The following is a 22213-nucleotide window of genomic DNA, read 5'->3' as shown; positions in this document are numbered from 1 at the left end:
TCCTAAAAAACCCATATTTGTCAATAACGTATGTTAACTATTATAACAGACTTTCTTAGTTCTTCTTTCTTCACAGCACTTGATTTTCATCAAGTAAATCTAATATTGTTAAAGGCAGTGTTTATTAAGTTTCTTATAAAACATGGTGGTTCAATATTAATAAATTCCAAAAATGAGCGTCTTTTAGTTTTCATAAGTACTACCAACGATTTTATGTCATACTCTAGTGGATTATATAATTAAGTACTATTCCTTTATTCTATCGCTTAAGACGCCAAAAAACGGTCGTCTCCAACCTAACTATCTGAATTAAAATTTAGTCTGAACTAATCTTTCGGTAAGTGATATGAGATTACAACAATGAAGTTTAAGGCATCTTGTTACTGATGCGACCATATTTAGATTACATGAAGATCAAGGGCCGTAAACAAATTTTTAGTCACTTACTATATCTAACAAGATTTAAACAAAAAATATTTCATTAAGAATATATAACAAGTATCAGAAAAATCAAGGACTACAAAAATGAATGAACCGGAAAGAGGTCGCTTCATGTTTATTATTTAATAGCAGTTCTAAGTTAAAATGTGACGTAATTAAAGATATGAGAAAGAGCCTGTACAATGTCTTGTTTAGAAACATCGCCTAAGTTTTTATAAAAAATAAGATATAAGTAAGCCCAATTCAAACAAAGAGTAGACTATTTCCATTTCGATTAGTATAACGTCTGCCCTAATAACATGGTTTAAACTTAGGTGATTTAGTGTATTGTTATGCGGTTTTAAGCTCTTTTAAACCATCTGTTCTTGATTAACGCGCATTATCCACATCTTGTCATTATAAGCGTCATTTAGCTTAGAATAATACGATATAAGAGCATTGGTCCAAGAGTCATGTTTTTTAAGGTATACATACCTATAGTTATTCTTTGGGTTGATAAAGTAACTAGCACTTAAACCGAAGGAGTTTAACAAGTCAACAAATTTTTTGGCATTGTTCGGATTAGCGAACACATTTGCAATTAAGTAATAACTAGATCCTGCACCATCAATAACATAAGACTTAGGATCGGCATCAGTAGAAGCTACATTATCCTTAACTACCACATTTGAGGTTAGCACATCAGAATCATATTTAGAAGATTTCTCCTTGATTTTATTAACGTTACTTGCGTAGGCTTCATTGGTATATCTATTGTCTACATTCATAATCCACATGGCCCCATCGTACATACCGTTCAACTTTGAGTCGTGGGCAGCTACGGCATCTTCAAATGTTTCATATCGGTGTAGATATACATATTTAAGTCCGTTATTTGGATTATCAATGTAATCTGCATTTATACCTTTGTTGTTTAATGTGGTCAAGAAATTGTCCATATACTTACCTCCTTTATACACATTGGCAACTACATAATAGCCATTAGTTACATTCGGTAGATTTTTGAATTTTCTGCTTTTAACACCGTCTTGAACAACTTCTGGTGTAGTAACAGGATTAACTTCTTTTCTTGGTCTATTCGCCACAACCGCATCTTTCGCTTGTACTAGTTCATTTGCTTTTGTATCGATTATATCATTTCGATTTGTGTTCGACTCGGCTAATTCTTGTCTTTCAACTGAAGTATCACTTCTATTATCTGAAACGGCTACCCTATCTTGTTGCTTCCCATCATTTAAAGTGTCTAAAGTTGAAGGGTCTTGTATATTGCTTGGATCTTGGGCCGATGCAACTCCGGTTCTAGTATCATCATCCATAAAAAGCTCTTTCGCTCTTTTTTCTAGATCGGGCCTATCGCCGTTTGTTTCATTTCTCACCATTCGCATAACCATTTCAAAACGACGTTCTAAATCAGTTTGGCGAATGGCCTCCAATGAATCTTGGCGAAACATCAGCTCTTCTATAATGGCATCATTTTCTGCCAATTTTTGTTTAAGTTCTTCAATTTCTTCATTAGTTGCAATATTCTCTGGCTCTATATCATTCTGCACTATATCATCTTCGTAATCATCTTCTAACATTACCCTATCTTCAGTAAGATTAGGTGAGAAAGAATAGGCAAAAGAAATTTCATGGGTAAGTCCGAAATTGTCAAAATTATTAGATAACCCTTTTTCCATCGTATACCCTAACGAGATCCTACGGTTAAGGTTGAAACCGACACCAGCTGCAGCGCCATAAAAACTATCATACCCAGCTTGAATCCAACCTAATTTTGGAAGGTCTAATATTAAACTTCCACCTAAGGTTACATCTTCTTCTCCAATTTTCCTAACTCTTGCCAATGGCATAAGTCGTCCTTCTTCAAATATGCCTGTTTGATTTTCAAACTGATGGGTATATTGTAAATGTCCTGAAAAGGTTTTATCCTTGAATTCAGTTAGAGACTCACTAGATTTAAGATTATAGTCAAATAAGTTTTCTGCAAAAACACCTACATCAAATTTTCCATAAGAAAGGTTTAATCCAGGTTGAAAAGACAATAGGTTCTGATCTTGTAGTCCCGCTAAAAAAGGATCAACTTCCACTGTTGAAGCCCTGCCTTGGTCGAACCCACTATTATAGTAAGATACATTTGCACCAAAGGTTAGGTTGCTTTTATCGTTAAGCTTTACCCCGTAGGCATAGTTTGCCAACACACCAAAGTTACTTAGCGTACCTGATTGTTGGGAGTACAAACTTAAACCAAGACCTGTTCTATCACTGATACGACCACTATAACTTAAGAAATAATTTTGATTGTTATCATCAAATTGTACCGATTGGTTTCGGTGAAGCAGGTTGATGTAGGATTTATCTTCCCTAACCGTTGAAAAGGTTGGGTTGATTAAAAATCGGTTATACTTTAAAAGGTTCTGGGCAGGAACATCATACGCTACAAACGGATTCTCCTCTTGCCCGCTAACCTTCATGGTAGCAAACACAAATAACAATAGATATAAAACACTTTTCTTTAGCATGGTGAGCTTTAGCTTATCGTATTACGGTGATAGTACCCTGTTTGAGTACCTCACTGGCGTTCCTTATTTTGTAATAGAACACCATATTTTGTTTGGTGAAAGCAGTCGTCGACTGCGGCCAATTATTTTTATAATCGAATTGATTTATAATTTCTTGACCTTGTTCGTTATAAATAATCACGTTTACATCTTCTTTATTTGAATATGAATTTGGAATTATCCATTGGTCATTAATGCCATCTCCATTTACGGTAATTACATTAGGAACTTTGAAGGTGTCTAAAAAGGTAACTTCCAATTGCTTAATAATCTCACAATTATCTATCGAGGCAATTAACGTATAGATACCTGCTTCAGAAAAAGTTACACTATCAGAATTACTGATTTCTGTTGAATTAGCATCTACCCATCGATATGCAGTACCTCCGTTAGCGGTAACTGTTTTAGTAGTTCCTTCAGGAATTACGATTTCGGTACCTGGGTCTAACGTTATCAGATTTTCATCTAAAGGCGTAATTGTAATCTCATTTGAGTTTAAAGAACAACCATCCCTATCTAAAACTAATTTATAGATACCTGGCGTTGATATGGTCAATGTAGCATCCGTGGTATTTATCGACGAACCATCTAATTGCCAATCAAAAGTTGATGAGCTTAAATCGGCTGAAGTACTTATTGTTATTGTTTCACCCCCATTACAAAAAACAGTTCCAGAACTTGTAATATTTACAGTTTCACTAGTTAATAATTGGGCAGTTAAGGTATTTGAGTTGATATCAAAAGCTTGAATGGTTGCATTTAAAAGGTAACTACCATTTTCTAAATTTGATGCTAGACTGATATTTTTACCAGTAGCCCCAGTAACATCTGCACCATCTTTTTTCCATTGATAAGTAAAAGCATCGATTAAAGAACTAGTCACATCTGTTTTGGTACCATTGTCAGCAACAGCATTGATCAATTCAACACCTATTGTAATACTCGTTGTTTCACATGCGGTATACGAACCGGTATAATTCGTAGTTATCTCGAATGATGCGGGAGATACAACCGTAGTAATCTCTGAGTTTTTTGACGAAACAGAACAAGCACCACCAGTTTGGGTGACTTCAGCATAATATTCCCCATCTTCAGAAATTGTTAAGGAACTATTTGTTTCTCCTGCTACTTCAATATTATTCCTAAACCATTTATAACTTGGTGTATTTGCAGTTGTACTAACTGTTAAAACTTGATTTTGAGTAGGCAAAAGAACCATGTTCAATTCATTGTCAAGAGTTACGGTATACAACTCGGCATTCGTTATAGTGACTACTTCAGATAGTTCATTACATATTCCTGTACCAGCAATTTCAACAGCATAATCAGCTTCAAATCCTGTCACTGCAGCATTAACTGTATAGCTAGTTCCTGTAGCGCCTAATATTGCATTACCATCCTTATACCATTGATAGTTCCAAGAAGCATTTGTTTGATCTATACTCAAAACTTCTGTATCGGTACTACAAAGAGATGTTTTCGTTGGAGTGTGAATGGCAATTCCTGTTCCTGTACCTCCAATGTTAACATCAACAATATTTGAATCGGTATTTCCTGAACCAGTACATAAAGGTCCATAATCAACATACACATTATACATACCCGTTTGGGTTACATTCAATGTGTGTCCTTTTTCTCCCGTAAGTTCAGTTCCACTTCTAAACCAAATATACTGATAGGTTTCTGGATTGGGAATATTGTCAACCTGAAGGGTTATAGCGCCAGTGCTACAAACACTCCCTGGAGGAACACCGTCCCCTAGTTCACTAATATTTAAATTAGAAGTTACATCCATATAATACATATTATATGCAGATGATGCTGAACCAGTCTTTACTGGGTCGGTACTTCGTACACGCATTTTATATCCTTGGCCGCGAGTATCGGTAGGGATAGGAAAGCTCGTGTCAAAATCATTTACTGTATTCTTATCAGTAATTGTCTTTAGTGTTTGCGCATTATCGAAACTTCCATCAGCATCAGAAAGTTCAAGAATAAACTCGTTACCGGCATTTGCGGTTCCTATCCAACTAATGTTAACAAAGTATTCATTGAATCCACTGTTACCGGCACAAATGGCGGACCAAGGACTGCTGCCTGACAAATTAGGATTATCAGCCGGTTCGGGTGCATTGATTACTATTGCTTGTGCCGTTAATTGAAAGACACTGAAAAGCACTACTAATGCGCTAAAAATTGATTTTTTGGTCAAGGTTTTCATAAGTATTTGTAGTTATGGGGCCACTACGGTTGAAAAGATGGTTAATAAAAAAATTCACTATTCCATCAATCCATAGACAAATATGTTATTTATTACGACGAACAGGAATTTAATGTTGTCGGAAGGAAGATTTCTGTTGTGAAACTCATTTTATATAAGGTGTGTTCAATTTAAACCTGCCAATTAAGGCAATTTTGCTACTTTTGTAGACTGAAATATCATGACATGAGCGAGACATCAAAGTCTTTAAATTTTATTGAGCAAATAGTGGAAGAAGATTTGGTAAATGGGTATACCAAAGAAGAGCTTCGTTTTCGTTTTCCACCTGAACCTAATGGTTATTTACACATTGGTCATGCCAGTTCTATTTGCCTTAACTTCGGATTAGGCCTACGCTATAATGCCCCTGTTAATCTTAGATTTGACGATACCAACCCTGCAAAAGAAGAGCAAGAATATGTAGACGCTATTAAAAAAGATGTAGAATGGCTGGGATTTAAGTGGGATACCGAACGGTATGCTTCGGATTATTTCCAACAACTTTACGATTGGGCGGTTCTTTTAATAAAAGAAGGTAAGGCTTATGTAGATGATCAATCCTCTGAAGAAATTGCCTCCCAAAAAGGATCACCAACCGAACCGGGTGTCAATAGTCCTAATAGAAATAGGTCGATAGAAGAAAATCTTGAGCTATTTGAAAAGATGAAAAACGGTGAATTCCAAGAAGGAACTCATGTGTTAAGAGCTAAAATAGATATGGCCTCTTCCAATATGTTAATGAGAGATCCTATCATGTATCGAATACTGCATAAGGCCCATCATCGAACGAATACCGATTGGTGTATTTATCCAATGTATGACTGGACACATGGTCAGAGCGATTATATTGAGCAGGTTTCACATTCGTTCTGTACATTAGAATTTGCAATGCATCGCGAATTATATAATTGGTTTTTAGACCAAGTTTATGACCCTAAAAAAATACGTCCGAAACAAAGAGAGTTTGCGCGCAGAAATCTAAGCCACACTGTTGTCAGTAAACGTAAACTGTTACAATTAGTTGAGCAGGGGTTTGTTACTGGATGGGATGATCCTAGAATGCCGACCTTATCAGGTTTGCGAAGAAGAGGGTATACTCCTGAGTCGATACGGAATTTTGTGGATGCTATAGGTATTGCAAAACGAGATAACCTTATCGATGTTTCTCTACTTGAATTTAATGTTAGAGAGCATTTGAATAAGATTACCCATAGGGTGATGGGTGTTTTAAATCCATTAAAACTTGTAATCACTAATTATCCTGAAGGTGAAACAGAATGGTTAGAAGCTGAAAACTCACCTGAGGACGATGCTGCCGGTACCCGAAAAGTACCTTTTTCTAGAGAAATATACATAGAGCAAGAAGATTTTAAAGAAGAGGCGAACAAAAAGTTTTTCCGTTTAAAATTAGGTGGTGAAGTACGTTTAAAGAATGGCTATATCATTAAAGCGGAGAGTTGCACAAAAGATACCGAAGGGAATATTGTCGAGGTGCAATGCACTTATGACACTAAAAGCAAGAGTGGTAGCGGAACAGAGGAAAGTTTGCGTAAGGTAAAAGGAACATTACATTGGGTGTCTATAGCACATGCTGTACCTGCAGAAATTCGATTATACGACCGCCTTTTTACAGATGAAAGTCCTGATACGCACAAAGACAAAGATTTTCTAGATTTTATTAATCCAGATTCTTTGAGTGTTATTACGGGGTATGTTGAGCCTGCACTAAAAAATGCGCAACCAGGTGAGCGTTTTCAATTTCAACGTATTGGATATTTCTGTGTTGATCCAGACACTACACCTGAGAATCTTGTTTTTAATAGAACCGTAGGTTTACGTGATTCTTGGGCAAAAATACAAGAAAAACAATAGTATAGAAAATGCTTATCAATGAGCATAATCTTATTGAATATGATGATATGAAAAAGCCCTTAAACTTATGATCTAAGGGCTTTTTTAGTTTAATAGACCTATTAGGTGTCGCTTGGATGTTTAATTATTCAATGCTAATTAAAACGATGTTTTAGGCTATTAAAAACAAAAAGGGGCTGACAGGTTTATTCTGATAAACCCTGAACCAAATCCATCCGAAAAACCAAAAACACTTAAGTTATTGGGTTTTTTGATTTTTGGCTTGTTGGTTAATACTATTCTTTGATTTTTGGCTTGTTAGTTTTTTTCATGCTTTCACCAATCATGTTACTAGCCGTAAAGCTAGCCACCATATTATTCAACATATCACTACCTGCTTGGGGTGAATTTGGTAATAGTATTAAATTTGTATTCGTCGCCTCACCAATACTCTGTAAAGTATCATAATGTTGAGTTACTACAATTAATGCTGAAGCCTCCTGAGAATTTATACCAACTTTATTCAATACCTCTACAGATTCTTCCAATCCTCGAGCAATCTCTCTTCTCTGGTCTGCGATACCTTGCCCTTGTAGTCTTTTGCTCTCTGCTTCTGCCTTTGCCTTCTCTACAATTAAAATACGTGCGGCATCTCCTTCGAATTGTGCAGCAGTTTTTTGTCGTTCAGACGCATTAATACGGTTCATGGCTTCTTTAACCTGAGCATCTGGATCAATATCTGTAACCAATGTTTTTATGATATCAAATCCATAGTCTAACATTGCCTCTTGCAGTTCTGATTTTACCGCAATTGCAATATCATCTTTCTTTACAAAAACATCATCTAATTTCATTTTAGGTACCTCAGCCCTAACAACATCAAACACATACGATGTAATTTGTTCGTGTGGATATTCTAATTTGTAAAAGGCATCGTAAACTTTCTCTTTGATCACAACATATTGAACCGATACTTTTAGCTTAACAAAAACATCATCCAACGTTTTAGTTTCAATAATTACATCCAACTGCTGAATTTTTAAACCTATACGAGCTGAAATACGTTGTACAAAAGGGATCTTAAATTGTATGCCAGATTGTCTAACACTGGTAAATTTTCCAAAGGTTTCAATTAAAACTGCAGTCTGCTGTTTTACGATAAATACGCCCGAAAGAATAGTGATGATCACAAAAAATACAATCGGAATCCAAATAAATGAGCCCATAATTTTTAAGTTTATAGTTAATACTGATAAGATACTAAATACCTTCTTGTTATTAGTAGTATTTCATAAGCAATTGTTACAGCAATAATCTCATAACAACTATCAAAACTTAATTATAAAATACTATTCAAAGGTTATAACTGTGATATGCACATTTATGAATGTGGCATAAAGGCTATCTTTAAATCATTATATTTTTAAAACAGACAAAAGCAATGTTAGTTTCAATACAGCCAAAATTACCCATGCGAAACAAGGCGAAAACTAGAGAATACTATTTTGATTTGTTAGGATTCAGAGAATATGGAACTAATGAATATGCAGAGTATTTAATGATAGAGAAAGATGAAATACAATTACACTTCTTTCTTTTTGAAGCCCTTAATCCAAAAGAGAATTACGGTCAAGTGTATATTAGAACAAATGATATCAACACATTATACCAAATGGTGTTAAAAAATAATGTGCCTATACACCCTAATGGTAAATTAGGGATTCGGCCTTGGGGACAAAAGGAATTTTCATTATTGGATCCCGACAGCAACTTATTGACATTTGGTCAATCAATTAGTTAAATTATTGTTCTCTCTTGACTATAACAAACAAAAAAGGCAGCTCTAAAGAGCTGCCTTTTTATGCGGGCTTAAGTTTACTTCATTAAATATCGAAACGGTCCAAGTTCATAACTTTGGTCCAAGTTCTTGCAAAGTCGCGAACAAATTTCTGTTTTGCATCTTCAGTTCCGTATACCTCGGCCAATGCGCGTAATTCGGAGTTAGATCCAAATATTAAATCAGCTCTTGTACCTGTCCATTTTACATCACCTGTTTTACGGTTACTTCCTTCAAAAACAGTGTCATCATTTGAGGCTGCTTTCCAAGTTGTACCCATATCCAATAAGTTAACAAAAAAGTCATTTGTCAATATACCAGGTCTATCGGTAAACACACCATTTTTAGATCCATCATAATTAGCGCCCAAAACTCGCAGACCACCAACTAAAACTGTCATTTCTGGTGCAGTCAATGTTAGAAGATTTGCTCTGTCAACTAGAAGTTCTTCAGCTTTTACTGAGAATTTTTGTTTTGTAAAGTTTCTAAATCCATCAGCAATTGGTTCTAATGCATTAAAAGCTTCAACATCTGTCATCTCTTGCGTTGCATCGGTACGCCCGGCGTTAAAACCAACTTTTATATCATATCCTGCAACTTTAGCGGCATTTTCAACAGCAGCAGAGCCACCCAATACCATTAAATCTGCAAACGATACTTTCTTATTGCCCGTTTGCTTATCATTGAAATCTTTCTGGATCTTTTCTAATGTAGCGGTAACCTTAGCCAACTGTTCAGGATTATTTACCTTCCAATCCTTTTGGGGCGCTAAACGAATGCGCCCACCGTTAGCACCACCACGTTTATCAGAACCTCTAAATGTAGAGGCTGATGCCCAAGCAGCAGATACCAATTCTGAAATTGATAAGCCAGAAGATAAAATACTCTTCTTTAATTCTTGAATATCGCTATCATTAACAAGCTCAAAATCTACATTAGGTACAGGGTCTTGCCATATTAATTCCTCTTGTGGTACTTCTGGCCCCAAGTAACGATCTACAGGCCCCATATCACGATGCGTTAATTTAAACCAAGCACGCGCATATGCATCTTTAAACTCGTCAGGATTTTCTAAAAAGTTTCTTGAAATCTTTTCATAAGCAGGATCCATTCGTAAAGACATATCGGTAACCAACATAAAAGGCTGGTGTGTTTTACCTGCAATATGCGCATCTGGCACAGTTCCTGAGCCAGCATCACCAACTGGTTTAAACTGCCAAGCTCCAGCGGGACTTTTTGTTAATTCCCATTCAAAACCAAATAGGTTTTCAAAATATTTATGACTCCATTTGGTTGGAGTCTGAGTCCATGCACCCTCTAGCCCACTAGTTATAGTATCGGCACCAGAACCTGATCCATAGCTACTCTTCCACCCAAGACCTTGTTCTGTAATATCGGCAGCAGCAGGTTCTGCACCAACATATTCCTCAGGGTCTGCAGCACCATGTGTTTTTCCGAACGTATGGCCGCCCGCTATTAAGGCAACGGTCTCATAATCATCCATGGCCATTCTTTTGAATGTCTGCCTAATATAATGTGCTGCTTCTAAAGGATCAGGGTTTGCATTGTGCCCTTCCGGATTCACATAAATCAACCCCATATGCGCAGCGCCAAGAGGATTTTCTAATTCGTTTCCATCTTCATCATATCGCTGTTTATTTCCTAACCATTCCGTTTCAGAACCCCAATAAATATCTTCTTGAGGTTGCCATATATCTTCTCGGCCTCCCCCAAAACCAAACATTGGTAAACCCATGCTTTCATGAGCCACATTGCCTGTCAATATCATCAAATCTGCCCAAGAAATCTTTTTTCCATATTTCTGCTTAATAGGCCATAACAATAGACGTGCCTTATCTAGGTTTGCATTATCTGGCCAACTATTTAATGGTGCAAATCTTTGGTTTCCTGCACCAGCACCTCCTCTACCGTCAGCAATACGATACGTACCTGCACTATGCCAAGCCATACGTATAAAGAAAGGTCCGTAATGACCATAATCAGCTGGCCACCAATCTTGGCTCGCTGTCATTAAATCGGTTAAATCCTTTTTAATAGCGGCAAGATCTAAAGACTTAAACTCTTCCGCATAATTAAAGTCATCATCCATCGGGTCGGCCAACTTAGAATGCAGCCTTAAAATATTTAAGTTCAACATATTGGGCCACCAATCTTTATTGGTTGTGCCACCACCTGCTGCTTGATTTAATTCACCATTTAAAAATGGGCAATCTGCTGCTGAGGAATCATTCACATCCCAAGCTTCGCCTTTTCCATTAGTACTACTCATGATTATATTAGTTTTAAAAGTTGTTTTCTATCTACTCTAGTAAAATTATCAATAATTCGTTTATTAAGAATTAAAATTTAATAGATAAAATCTATAGTTTAATTTTCACTATTCGCCCTATCATTATATCTTAAATAACACTTTTAGATATAGACATTTTGAATAGCAAATTTTTTGCTTTCTGAAGGCATTGTGAATATACTATTCCTAAACAGGACGTTAAGTAGCTATTTAAACGAAAAATATAAAAGGTTACTATTTAATAGCATATAAAATATTGTGTTTAGTCATTTTCTTTTAACAATTTCTTCTAGTATGTCTTTTTCAAAACTGACTATATTGCAAAACAACTGAAAGAAACCAATGCGTAAGGACACCAAAAGACAGAGACAGGCTAAATTATTACGCATTTTTAGAAAAATACACAGAGTTACTGGGGCTGCATTGTTTATATTTTTCTTTTTCATCGCTATAACCGGATTACTTCTAGGGTGGAAAAAGAATAGTGGAGGTGTCATTTTATCCAAATCTTATCGAGGTACTTCTACCGAACTAAAAGAATGGCTTCCTATTGACAGTCTTAGCGTTTTGGCAAACTCTTATCTTTTGAAAACAATTTCACCGAAACTTTCAACCGACATCGATCGTATCGACATTAGAAAAGACAAGGGAATGGTGAAATTTATATACGCCAATCATCTATGGGGACTTCAACTTGATGGTGCAACAGGAAAATTATTACATGTCGACCGTCGTTATTCTGATTTGATTGAAAACATACATGATGGTTCAATTTTAGATAAATATCTGGGCACAAGTGACAATCAGATTAAGGTTTTTTATACTTCGGTTATGGGTGTTGCTCTTCTGGTTTTTACGATTACCGGTTTTTGGCTTTGGTATGGCCCTAAACGCATGCGAAGAAATAATAGCGCCACTTAAAAATTAGCTTTAGCTTTGGGCCCTATAGTATTCAATTCCACATTATGCCAGACCCTAAGAAAAAGGAACATTTAGAAAAGCCAAGTTTACACGCACGCAACAAACATAACGGACGTTACGATTTAAGGGCGCTACGCCTTGTAAACCCTGACCTTAAAGAATTTGTAGCCAAAAACAAGTATGGTAATCTTTCCATTGATTTTTTTAACCCTAAAGCGGTTAAGGCCTTGAATAAAGCGTTATTAATCTCACATTACGGATTGGATTATTGGGATATACCAGATGGTTTTTTATGTCCTCCCATACCTGGTCGAGCAGATTATATTCACCACATTGCAGATATTTTAGCCGCAAGTAATGATGGGGCTTTCGTTAAAGGGGAGCGGATTACTTGTTTGGATATTGGCGTTGGCGCCAATTGTGTTTACCCGATAATTGGAAATAGTACCTATGGATGGTCATTTATTGGTACAGATATCGACTCAAAAGGAATTGAAGCTGCACAAAAAATTGTTACTTCAAATCCTTCACTTCATGGTAAAGTAGAATTTAGACTACAGCAAAAACCTGAGCAGATATTCTCTGGAATTTTAAAAGTTGAAGAAAAAGTAGATTTTACAATATGCAACCCACCATTTCATGCTACCCAAGCAGAAGCAGAGGCTGGTACTTTAAGAAAGTTGAGTAATCTTAAGAAAAAAAGAGTTAAAAAAGCTGAACTTAATTTCAGCGGACAAGGTGGTGAACTATGGACGGATGGTGGCGAAAAGCGTTTTGTTTTAAATATGATCAATGAAAGTGCCCAATTTCCAAAAAATTCAGCTTGGTATTCAACCTTAGTATCCAAACAATCTAATTTACGCTCGTTCTATGATAGATTGGAAAAAATTGGGGCAATTAAACACACAACCACACCCATGGGGCAAGGCAATAAAATGAGTAGAATAATTGCCTGGACTTTTTTAACCGATACAGAAATGAAAGATTGGGCAAATGACAGATGGAAAAGCGAATAAATTATATAATTAACAGATTTAAATTAAAGGTGTTTTAAGCCGCGTAACACAATTTATTGGCCCGTAGGGTCGATTTTTATTTTTGAAACCCATAGGCAACCCCAAATGGCAGGAGAAACCGATCTTAACCTATTATTAAAGTCTTTAAGACCAAGTTTAAATGCGGGTTGTTATGTTTTCATATCCCTAAAGGACATCGACCAAATTCCTAGAAAAGATATATTGTTCGAATTTAAAGAGGCAGAAGGTATTACGGTTATCTTAACCAAGGAGAAAGCAGATGAGTTTAATTTTAGGTATGAATACATTTCTTCTTGGATTACCCTAACCGTTCATTCAGCATTAGATGCTGTTGGTTTAACAGCGGCAGTAGCTAACGCCTTAACAAAATATAATATTAGTTGCAATGTAGTAGCCGCCTACTTTCATGATCATATTTTCGTATCAACAAAAGATACGGATAGGGCAATGCAGGTATTGGGTGAATTCTCAGGAAAATAAAGCTTAAATCATTATCCTGAAAATTTAGATTTAACCCAATTTATTTAAGGTAGTTTCAATACGAGAGATACTTTCCTCTTTACCGATCATAGCCATAATATCGAAAATATGAGGACCTTTCATGTCACCCACTAAAAACAAACGAAGTGGAGGCATAACCTTACCAAAAGATAATTCCTTTTCGGCAATCCATGCTTTAACTTGTGTTTCGGTACTCTCTGATGAAAAATCATCTATAGGTTTTATCGTATTGATTAAGTCATTCATGATGTCAGCAGTATCCTCTTTCCACAGCTTTTTAGCTGCCTTTTCATTATACTCTTTAGGAGCTACGAAAAAATAGTCACTTAACTCCCAGAAATCAGAAACGAATACCGCACGTTCTTTTATAAGAGCAACAACCTTGGTTACATACTCTAAGTTCACATATGATTCGTTAGTGGTTCGTTCTTTGACCATAGGTAAGAAACTTTTTGCTAACTCAACATCTGGGGTTTGTTGCAAATAATATTGGTTGTACCATTTGGTTTTTTCTGGATCAAAACGTGCGCCTGATTTATTTACACGCTCTAAACTAAAGGCGGCAACCAATTCATCCAAAGTAAAGAATTCTTGTTCCGTTCCTGGATTCCACCCTAAAAGGGCCAAGAAATTAATAACCGCTTCAGGAAAATATCCTGTTTCTTTATACCCTACTGACTCATTCCAAGAAAGTGGAAAAACAGGAAAGCCTAATTTTTCTCCGTCACGCTTACTTAATTTTCCTTTTCCAACAGGTTTCATAATCAGCGGTAGATGAGCGAACTCGGGGGTATCCCATCCAAAAGCATCATAAAGCTGCTTATGTAATGCTAAAGAAGGAAGCCATTCTTCTCCACGAATTACATGTGTAATTTCCATTAAATGATCATCAACAATATTTGCTAGGTGATACGTAGGCATGCCATCACTCTTAAATAAAACCTTATCATCCAGAACGTTAGTATCAATTTGCATTGGACCACGAATGATATCGGTCAACTCCAATTTTTCGTCCGGTGGGGTTAAAAATCGAATGACATATTCATCGCCATTATCCAGCCTTTGTTGAATCTCTTCTGGCATTAAAGACAGCGAATTGTCGAGCTTAAGGCGATTATGCCAGTTATAAATAAACGTTTTACCTTTTTCCTCATGATTTTTTCGATGTCCATCAAGACTTTCAGAGGTATCGAAAGCATAATATGCCTTTCCGTTTTTTATAAGTTCATCGGCATATTCTTTATATATAGATTTACGTTCGCTCTGTCTATAAGGACCATAACCGCCATCTTTACCGATACCTTCGTCAAAGGGAATTCCACACCAATTCAACGAATCGATTATATATTGCTCTGCGCCTTCAACATATCTATTTTGGTCGGTATCTTCTATTCGAAGAATAAAATCACCACCGTGTTTTTTAGCAAATAAATAATTAAATAAAGCGGTACGAACACCACCGATATGTAAAGGCCCAGTAGGACTAGGAGCAAAACGAACGCGTACTTTTTTTGACATATTCTTTTTATGAAGTAACAAAGATACACAACCAACTGTTTTTATAGAGAAAATCTGAAACGTGAATTTGTATCTTTTACTATAATAATTAAGTGATGGTAACGGTTATATCAAATGAATACCGTCTTGTTTTAACAAATTATTCCCATTATTCATTCGTGATAACCATTATCTTGGTATAAAATTCAATCCTTGGAAGACTTCAACCACATTTTAAACCGTTTGAATAAATTCATTCAAAAGCATTACTCTCAAGTTTTACTTAAGGGTATTTTGTTGTTTTTTGCCTTTGGACTACTATTTTTCTTAATTGTATTGGGTGTAGAATACTTTTTATGGCTTAATACCATGGGCAGAATGATACTGTTTGGTGTATTTATAGCAACAGAGCTTTTTCTACTCTTCCGCTATATTTTGGTTCCGATTTTTTATCTCTTAAAACTAAAAAAAGGAATAAGCCGAAAAGTTGCAGCTTCAATGATTGGAAAACATTTCCCTGAAGTAGGAGATAAACTTACCAATCTGTTAGATTTAGCTGAAGACACACAACGATCAGAGCTTTTGCTGGCTAGTATCACACAACGTTCAAAGCAAATGGATTCCATTCCATTTTCGAATGCAATTAATTATAAAGATGCAGCAAAATATTTAAAATATGTACTCATCCCATTATTAATAATTACAACGCTTTACTTTACAGGGAATTCGAAATCTTTTTTCGGCACCTATGAACGCGTAGTTAATTATGAAATGGCTTTTGAGAAACCCGCCCCATTCCATTTCGAATTATTGTCCTCGAATCTCAATATTCTTCAAGATGAATCTTTTACTGTTCAAGTAGCTACAAAAGGCTCTATTAAACCAGAAAATGTATACATCGAAATAAATGGCCAAACTATTTTACTTCAACAAGAAAATGGCTTTTACGTCCACACTTTTACGCCTCCTATAAAAACAACACAATTTAGATTTAGTGCAAACGAAGTCAATTCTCGAAATTACGCCTTGGTAGCATTAGAAACTCCGTCCATAGTTGATTTTACTATGAACTTAAATTATCCTAGTTACTTAAATAAGCGAAATGAAATCATGAAAAGTACAGGGAACGCTGTAATTCCAGAAGGAACTCAAGTAATCTGGAAGATTGAAGGAAAACATACCGATAAGATTAATCTCGTTCAAAAAGACACTTCATTACCATTTTCAAAGGAAAAAAATGAATTTAAATTAGAGAAGAAAATTTATAATGATTTGAACTATCAATTAACTACCACAAATAAAAATGTGACCAATTATGAAAGATTAACGTATGATTTTAAAGTAATAAAAGATGAATATCCTACAGTCAAAGTAAATCAAGTACTGGATACTATTAATCCTAACATTTCCTATTTCAGTGGAAGTGCTTCAGATGATTACGGCCTACGAAAAATAGACATTGTCTATTTTGAAGTAGGAAATGAAAAAGAAGAGCGCATTGTTTCATTGGTAAAGCCATCATCAAATTATGAACAGTTCTATTATACATTTCCTTCTGGTTTAAATCTAGAAACAGGTAAGGATTATGGCTTTTATTTTAAAATAACCGACAACGATGCTATCCACAATGGCAAAAGTGTAAAAAGTCAGGTATTTCAACAAATAGTACTAGATGAGAATCAGTTAAAAAATAAAGATTTAGAATCACAACAATCCTTAATTAAAGATTTAGACAAGTCTTTAGTAAGAGCTAAAGAACAGAAAGAATCTCTAGAAGAATTAAATCAAAATCAAAAAGAAAAAAGTAGCTTAAACTTCAATGATCAAAATCGAATAAAAAACTTTCTAAAGAAGCAAGAGCGCCAAGAACAGTTCATGCAAAAATTTAGCAAAGAGCTTAAAGAAAATTTAGCAAAAGATGCAAGTGATAACAAATTAAACCAATTGTTACAAGAACGATTAGAACGACAAGAGTTAATCGCCAAGAAAAACGAAAAACTACTGGAAGAACTGAATAAAATAGCGGATAAAATAAACAAGGAAGATTTGACTAAACGCCTAGAGGAGCTTGGCAAAAAGCAGCAAAACAGTGAGCGAAGCTTAGAACAACTTTTAGAATTGACCAAACGGTATTATGTAACAGAAAAGGCTTCTCAATTATCTAAGGATTTAGAAGAATTAGCTAAAAAACAAGAAATTCTTTCTACGAAAAACAAAACAGAAAATAGCCCGGAAAAACAAAAAGAATTGAATAACAAATTCAATGAGATATCAAGTGAACTCGATGCTTTAAAAAAGGATAATGAAAAGCTAAAAAAACCAATTGATTTAAAATTGGACAATACCAAAAAAGAAGGTGTTAAGGAAGACCAACAAGACGCTTTAGAGGAGCTAAAGAAAAAAGAAGATGATGAGAAAACTGACTCCAACACCAAAGCAAACAAAAAACAAAAATCTGCAGCAGATAAAATGAAGGAACTGAGTAAACAATTGAGTGAATCTTCTTCAAGTAGTGGTGGTGGTTCTTCGGTTGCCGAGGATGCAGAAATGTTAAGACAGATATTGGATAATCTTATCATATTTTCGTTTAAACAAGAATCGCTTTTTGATAGGCTAGCACAGAAAGAAGATCAAGACGCTACTCAATACTCTGAAACAGTTCGTGATCAGAATGAATTAAGGGGTCTTTTTGAACATGTAGATGATAGTCTATTTGCATTATCATTAAGACAAGCTGAACTATCTGAATTCGTTAATGAGCAAATAACAGAGGTTTATTATAACATTGATAAGTCATTAGAAACTATGGCCGATGGCCAAATATATCAAGGTATTTCACATCAAAAATATGTACTAACCGCCGCCAATAGTTTAGCAGATTTTTTAGCCGAAGTTATGGACAATATGCAGCAAAGTATGCAAATGGGAAAAGGTTCTGGACAAAGTGAAGGCGGTTTTCAATTACCTGATATTATTAAGGGGCAACAACAATTAGGTGAAAAAATGGGTAGCGAAGGAAAAACCGGAAATGAAGGTAAAGAAGGGCAAGAGGGAGAGAGCGGTCAAGGAAAAAATGACAAAAAAGGAGAGAAAGGGGAAGGTGGAAAACAAGGTTCGGAAGGGAAAAATGGTCAAAATGGCGAGAACGGAGAAGGAGGTAAGGGTACTGGTGGCAAAAATGGCAAAACAGGTGAATCTGGCACTAATGGAGAAGGACAAGGGAACATGAGCGAAGCAGAGCTAAAAGAAATCTACGAAATTTACCAGAGTCAACAGAAAATTCGCCAAGAGCTAGAAAATCAACTTCAAAATATGATTAATTCAGGCGACCAAAAACTAGGTCAAAAGTTGATTAAGCAGATGGAAGATTTTGAAAACGACTTATTAGAAAACGGAATCACACAACGTACTATCAACAAAGCCAACACTATACAACACGAATTATTAAAATTAGAGAACGCAGCATTAAAACAAGGCAAGAAATCTGAAAGAGAAAGTAAGGCAAATCAAAAGGATTTTTTCAATCCAATTACTACTAAACCCTCATTATTAGATAATTATCGTAATGAAGTTGAAATTTTAAATAGGCAAAGCTTACCTTTGCGCCAAAATTTTCAAAACAAGGTTAAAGAGTATTTTAAAGCTAATGATTAACTACAATTACCTAATTGATTTCAAATTAACCGCAGAAACAACCTATGAATCGTGGATAACAGAAACCTGTAAGACAGAAGGTTTTTCGATACATGAATTAAACTACATTTTCTGTGATGATGATTATTTGCTAAAAATCAACCAAGATTATCTTCAACATGATTACTTGACTGATATCATAACATTTGATTATGTGTCAGGAAAAAATGTTTCTGGAGACATATACATTTCAATTGATCGTGTAAAAGAGAATGCAAAGGAATTTAATGTTTCCTTTGACAATGAATTAAAACGCGTAATGATTCATGGGGTATTACATCTAATGGGTTATTCGGATAAAACGGATGCAGCTACTGCCGAAATGCGCGCAAAAGAAGAAGAAAAAATAAAGCTGTTCCACGTGGAACAATAGAAGATATGTTTGGAGAAGAATATGATGTTATCGTAGTTGGTGCAGGTCACGCGGGTGCAGAAGCTGCAGCCGCTGCTGCAAATTTGGGTTCAAAAACACTTTTGATTACCATGAATTTACAAACCATAGGGCAAATGTCCTGTAATCCTGCCATGGGTGGAATTGCAAAAGGACAAATTGTAAGAGAGATAGATGCCCTTGGCGGATATAGTGGTATAGTGTCGGACAAATCAGCAATTCAATTTAAAATGCTGAACAAATCTAAAGGGCCTGCAATGTGGAGTCCAAGAACACAAAACGATAGAATGCGTTTTGCCGAAGAATGGAGATTAATGCTTGAGCGAACGCTAAACGTAGATTTTTATCAGGAAATGGTCTCAGGTCTTTTGGTTGAAAACAATAAAATTGTTGGAGTGAAAACATCTTTAGGAATTGATATAAAATCAAAATCCGTTGTTTTAACGAACGGCACATTTTTGAATGGATTAATTCATATTGGAGAAAAACAATTTGGAGGAGGCAGAGCTGGTGAAAAAGCAGCAACCGGAATAACGGAACAACTACTTAATTTAGGTTTTCAAAGTGGTAGAATGAAAACCGGTACACCACCAAGAGTAGATGGCAGATCGCTAGATTATTCTAAAATGATAGTTCAACCAGGTGATACAATACCAGAAAAGTTTTCTTATACGAACACTAAACCTTTATTACAGCAACGTGATTGTCATATGACACACACAAGTGAATTGGTTCATGATTTACTAAGAGAGGGTTTCGATAGATCACCAATGTTCAATGGTAGAATTAAAAGTACAGGTCCAAGATACTGCCCATCTATAGAGGATAAAATAAATAGATTCGCCGACAAAGACAGTCACCAAATGTTTATTGAACCTGAAGGATGGGAAACCGTTGAGGTTTACGTAAACGGTTTCTCAACTTCATTGCCTGAAGATATCCAATTTAAAGCTCTCCGTTCAGTTGTTGGTTTTGAAAAAGTTAAATTTTTTAGACCAGGCTATGCTATTGAATATGACTATTTTCCACCAACACAATTGAAACACACCTTAGAAACAAAACTAATAGAAAATTTATATTTCGCTGGTCAAATAAATGGCACCACAGGTTATGAGGAAGCGGCCTCCCAAGGTTTAATGGCCGGTATCAATGCACATTTAAAATTAAATGAAAAAGACCCATTAATTCTTAAAAGGGACGAAGCCTACATTGGCGTATTAATAGATGACCTTATAACAAAAGGTACAGAAGAACCTTATAGAATGTTTACTTCAAGAGCAGAATATAGAACGTTATTAAGACAAGATAACGCAGACTTAAGATTAACACCTCTTAGTTTTTCTATAGGTTTAGCAAGTGAGGGACGTATGAAAAGAATGGAAGAAAAACTGGAACAATCAGATTCTTTAATAAACTTCTTTAAGGAAACCAGTGTACTGCCAAATGAAATAAATCCAATATTAGAAAGTGTTGATTCTGCTTTAGTCAAACAATCGGATAAAATGTATAAAGCATTTTCAAGACCTAATGTAACTATGGATCACATGTTACAACTTGATAAAGTTTCCAGTTTCATAAAAGAAAATAATTTTGATGGTGAAGTTCTAGAACAAGCAGAGGTTCAAATAAAATATTCAGGATATATAGCAAAAGAAAAAGTAAATGCCGATAAGCTTCACAGACTTGAAGCTGTAAAAATTCCAACAAACTTTGACTACTCAAAACTAAAATCACTTTCCTTCGAAGCTAGAGAAAAGTTGACCAAAATACAACCTGTAACCATTTCACAAGCATCAAGAATTAGTGGTGTTACGCCAAGCGATATTAGTGTTCTTTTAGTTTTCCTTGGCCGGTAGGAGAAATTGTTCCACGTGGAACAATGAAAATCAATTATATCAAAATATTGAAATTAAGCATGTCAGAAAATATTATACATCTAAAAACTAAAGATTACCTTTTAACAAAAGAAGAATTTTCACTTGAATTAGATACCCACTATGATATGCTTATTACCAAACCACAACCAAAAAATTTAGATAAATATTATCAAACAACAAATTACATTTCACACAACGATTCATCTACTAATTTTTTTGAAAAAATATATTTGATAGCTAAAAAATATACCTTACATAAAAAAACAAAATTGATAAATCAATTTTCAAAAAACGGAAAAACATTACTTGACATTGGATGTGGAACAGGTGAATTTTTAGCCTCTGCCAAAAAAGAAAACTGGACGATATTTGGAGTTGAACCAAATGAACAAGCCCGTACAAAAGCAGTGTCAAAAAAATTGAATGTAGTAGAAAAATTAGAAAATTTAGGACTACAAAAATTCAATATTATTTCTTTGTGGCATGTAATGGAACACCTTCCTGATTTAAAAGATCAAATAAAAAAAATTACGAATCTATTAACTGAAGAAGGTACCTTAATTATTGCAGTTCCTAATTTTAAATCAAATGATGCTATACATTACAAAGAATATTGGGCAGCATATGACACTCCTCGACACTTATGGCACTTTTCTCAACATGCTATTTCAGAATTATTTAAAGAACAAAATTTCAAAATAATTAATACCATACCAATGCCATTAGACTCATATTATGTTTCTCTATTATCGGAAAAATATAAGAATGGAAAACAAAATTATTTTAGAGCGATTTACCAAGGATGGCTATCAAATTATAAAGCAAATAGAACTAGTGAGTATTCTTCGCTCACATATGTGCTAAAAAGAGTATAAAAACCTAATTAAGACTTTTTAATGCGTTTTTATCGTCCTCCTTATGAACATGTCACTAAATAAAAGATAATTCTTTAAAACGGCTTATAATAAGATTATAAAATAAGAGTTATCTATAAAATAATAAAAAAACATAATAAAAATCAATACTAGGGAAAATCTC

The 22213-nt window shown here is 35.0% G+C and carries 14 protein-coding genes; 9 read left to right on the top strand and 5 right to left on the bottom strand.

What is annotated here, in order from left to right; all coding sequences use genetic code 11:
- Positions 1–791: 791 nt before the first annotated feature.
- Together AACZ41_RS02470 and AACZ41_RS02465 are read right to left on the bottom strand one after the other, a co-directional pair.
- The gene (locus tag AACZ41_RS02470) at positions 792–2960 is read right to left on the bottom strand and encodes a type IX secretion system membrane protein PorP/SprF (protein WP_339626157.1); all 2169 of its coding nucleotides are present in this window, start codon (positions 2958–2960) and stop codon (positions 792–794) included.
- Positions 2961–2973: 13 nt separating this feature from the next.
- Positions 2974–5220, bottom strand: coding sequence for a gliding motility-associated C-terminal domain-containing protein (locus AACZ41_RS02465; RefSeq protein WP_339626155.1), 2247 nt, complete (start codon positions 5218–5220; stop codon positions 2974–2976).
- Between the two features lie 225 nt (positions 5221–5445).
- On the opposite strand from AACZ41_RS02465, the gene AACZ41_RS02460 reads away from it, so the two are divergent.
- Complete coding sequence (locus AACZ41_RS02460; protein ID WP_339626153.1) at positions 5446–7131, top strand: glutamine--tRNA ligase/YqeY domain fusion protein; 1686 nt, start codon at positions 5446–5448, stop codon at positions 7129–7131.
- 275 nt (positions 7132–7406) lie between these two features.
- Here AACZ41_RS02460 and AACZ41_RS02455 read toward each other — a convergent pair whose 3' ends face one another.
- Entirely contained in the window at positions 7407–8336 is a 930-nt protein-coding gene (locus AACZ41_RS02455; RefSeq protein WP_339626151.1) for an SPFH domain-containing protein, read from the bottom strand.
- A 215-nt stretch (positions 8337–8551) separates the two neighbouring features.
- Between AACZ41_RS02455 and AACZ41_RS02450 the strand changes: the two genes are divergently transcribed.
- Complete coding sequence (locus tag AACZ41_RS02450) at positions 8552–8911, top strand: VOC family protein (protein ID WP_339626149.1); 360 nt, start codon at positions 8552–8554, stop codon at positions 8909–8911.
- A gap of 82 nt (positions 8912–8993) precedes the next feature.
- Here the strand turns inward: AACZ41_RS02450 and katG are convergent, their stop codons facing one another.
- Complete coding sequence (gene katG, locus AACZ41_RS02445) at positions 8994–11237, bottom strand: catalase/peroxidase HPI (protein ID WP_339626147.1); 2244 nt, start codon at positions 11235–11237, stop codon at positions 8994–8996.
- A gap of 363 nt (positions 11238–11600) precedes the next feature.
- Here katG and AACZ41_RS02440 point away from each other — a divergent pair, with 363 nt between their 5' ends.
- From AACZ41_RS02440 to AACZ41_RS02430, 3 genes are all read left to right on the top strand, one after another.
- A complete protein-coding gene (locus tag AACZ41_RS02440; protein ID WP_339626145.1) occupies positions 11601–12179 on the top strand; it encodes a PepSY domain-containing protein in 579 nt (192 codons plus the stop codon).
- Between the two features lie 44 nt (positions 12180–12223).
- The gene (gene rlmF, locus AACZ41_RS02435) at positions 12224–13195 is read left to right on the top strand and encodes a 23S rRNA (adenine(1618)-N(6))-methyltransferase RlmF (protein ID WP_339626143.1); all 972 of its coding nucleotides are present in this window, start codon (positions 12224–12226) and stop codon (positions 13193–13195) included.
- Between the two features lie 105 nt (positions 13196–13300).
- Positions 13301–13696 (top strand): ACT domain-containing protein, encoded by a 396-nt coding sequence (locus tag AACZ41_RS02430; protein ID WP_339626141.1) that lies wholly within the window; start codon positions 13301–13303, stop codon positions 13694–13696.
- Positions 13697–13726: 30 nt separating this feature from the next.
- On the opposite strand, the gene gltX is transcribed toward AACZ41_RS02430, so the two are convergent.
- Positions 13727–15235 (bottom strand): glutamate--tRNA ligase, encoded by a 1509-nt coding sequence (gene gltX, locus AACZ41_RS02425; protein WP_339626139.1) that lies wholly within the window; start codon positions 15233–15235, stop codon positions 13727–13729.
- Positions 15236–15427: 192 nt separating this feature from the next.
- Between gltX and AACZ41_RS02420 the strand changes: the two genes are divergently transcribed.
- The 4 genes from AACZ41_RS02420 to AACZ41_RS02405 are packed head-to-tail and all read left to right on the top strand — an operon-like array spanning position 15428 to position 22050.
- Positions 15428–18868, top strand: a complete 3441-nt coding sequence (locus AACZ41_RS02420; RefSeq protein ID WP_339626137.1) for a DUF4175 family protein — start codon at positions 15428–15430, stop codon at positions 18866–18868.
- The gene (ybeY, locus tag AACZ41_RS02415) at positions 18861–19280 is read left to right on the top strand and encodes an rRNA maturation RNase YbeY (RefSeq protein ID WP_339626135.1); all 420 of its coding nucleotides are present in this window, start codon (positions 18861–18863) and stop codon (positions 19278–19280) included. Before AACZ41_RS02420 ends, ybeY begins: the two co-directional genes overlap by 8 nt.
- A gap of 5 nt (positions 19281–19285) precedes the next feature.
- Positions 19286–21154 (top strand): tRNA uridine-5-carboxymethylaminomethyl(34) synthesis enzyme MnmG, encoded by a 1869-nt coding sequence (mnmG, locus tag AACZ41_RS02410; protein WP_339626133.1) that lies wholly within the window; start codon positions 19286–19288, stop codon positions 21152–21154.
- A gap of 59 nt (positions 21155–21213) precedes the next feature.
- The gene (locus tag AACZ41_RS02405) at positions 21214–22050 is read left to right on the top strand and encodes a class I SAM-dependent methyltransferase (RefSeq protein WP_339626131.1); all 837 of its coding nucleotides are present in this window, start codon (positions 21214–21216) and stop codon (positions 22048–22050) included.
- Positions 22051–22213 lie beyond the last annotated feature (163 nt).

Origin of the sequence: uncultured Maribacter sp. (assembly GCF_963974015.1) — a bacterium.
Classification (GTDB): domain Bacteria; phylum Bacteroidota; class Bacteroidia; order Flavobacteriales; family Flavobacteriaceae; genus Maribacter.
This window is presented reverse-complemented; position numbering and strand designations above follow the sequence as displayed.

Excerpts from the sequence above, each read along its gene's own strand:
- AACZ41_RS02460 (WP_339626153.1), top strand. The coding sequence starts at position 5,446 with ATGAGCGAGACATCAAAGTCTTTAAATTTTATTGAGCAAATAGTGGAA.
- katG (WP_339626147.1), bottom strand. The coding sequence starts at position 11,237 with ATGAGTAGTACTAATGGAAAAGGCGAAGCTTGGGATGTGAATGATTCC.
- gltX (WP_339626139.1), bottom strand. The coding sequence starts at position 15,235 with ATGTCAAAAAAAGTACGCGTTCGTTTTGCTCCTAGTCCTACTGGGCCT.
- mnmG (WP_339626133.1), top strand. The coding sequence starts at position 19,286 with ATGTTTGGAGAAGAATATGATGTTATCGTAGTTGGTGCAGGTCACGCG.
- ybeY (WP_339626135.1), top strand. The coding sequence starts at position 18,861 with ATGATTAACTACAATTACCTAATTGATTTCAAATTAACCGCAGAAACA.
- AACZ41_RS02450 (WP_339626149.1), top strand. The coding sequence starts at position 8,552 with ATGTTAGTTTCAATACAGCCAAAATTACCCATGCGAAACAAGGCGAAA.
- AACZ41_RS02430 (WP_339626141.1), top strand. The coding sequence starts at position 13,301 with ATGGCAGGAGAAACCGATCTTAACCTATTATTAAAGTCTTTAAGACCA.
- AACZ41_RS02455 (WP_339626151.1), bottom strand. The coding sequence starts at position 8,336 with ATGGGCTCATTTATTTGGATTCCGATTGTATTTTTTGTGATCATCACT.
- AACZ41_RS02440 (WP_339626145.1), top strand. The coding sequence starts at position 11,601 with ATGCGTAAGGACACCAAAAGACAGAGACAGGCTAAATTATTACGCATT.
- rlmF (WP_339626143.1), top strand. The coding sequence starts at position 12,224 with ATGCCAGACCCTAAGAAAAAGGAACATTTAGAAAAGCCAAGTTTACAC.
- AACZ41_RS02465 (WP_339626155.1), bottom strand. The coding sequence starts at position 5,220 with ATGAAAACCTTGACCAAAAAATCAATTTTTAGCGCATTAGTAGTGCTT.
- AACZ41_RS02405 (WP_339626131.1), top strand. The coding sequence starts at position 21,214 with ATGTCAGAAAATATTATACATCTAAAAACTAAAGATTACCTTTTAACA.
- AACZ41_RS02470 (WP_339626157.1), bottom strand. The coding sequence starts at position 2,960 with ATGCTAAAGAAAAGTGTTTTATATCTATTGTTATTTGTGTTTGCTACC.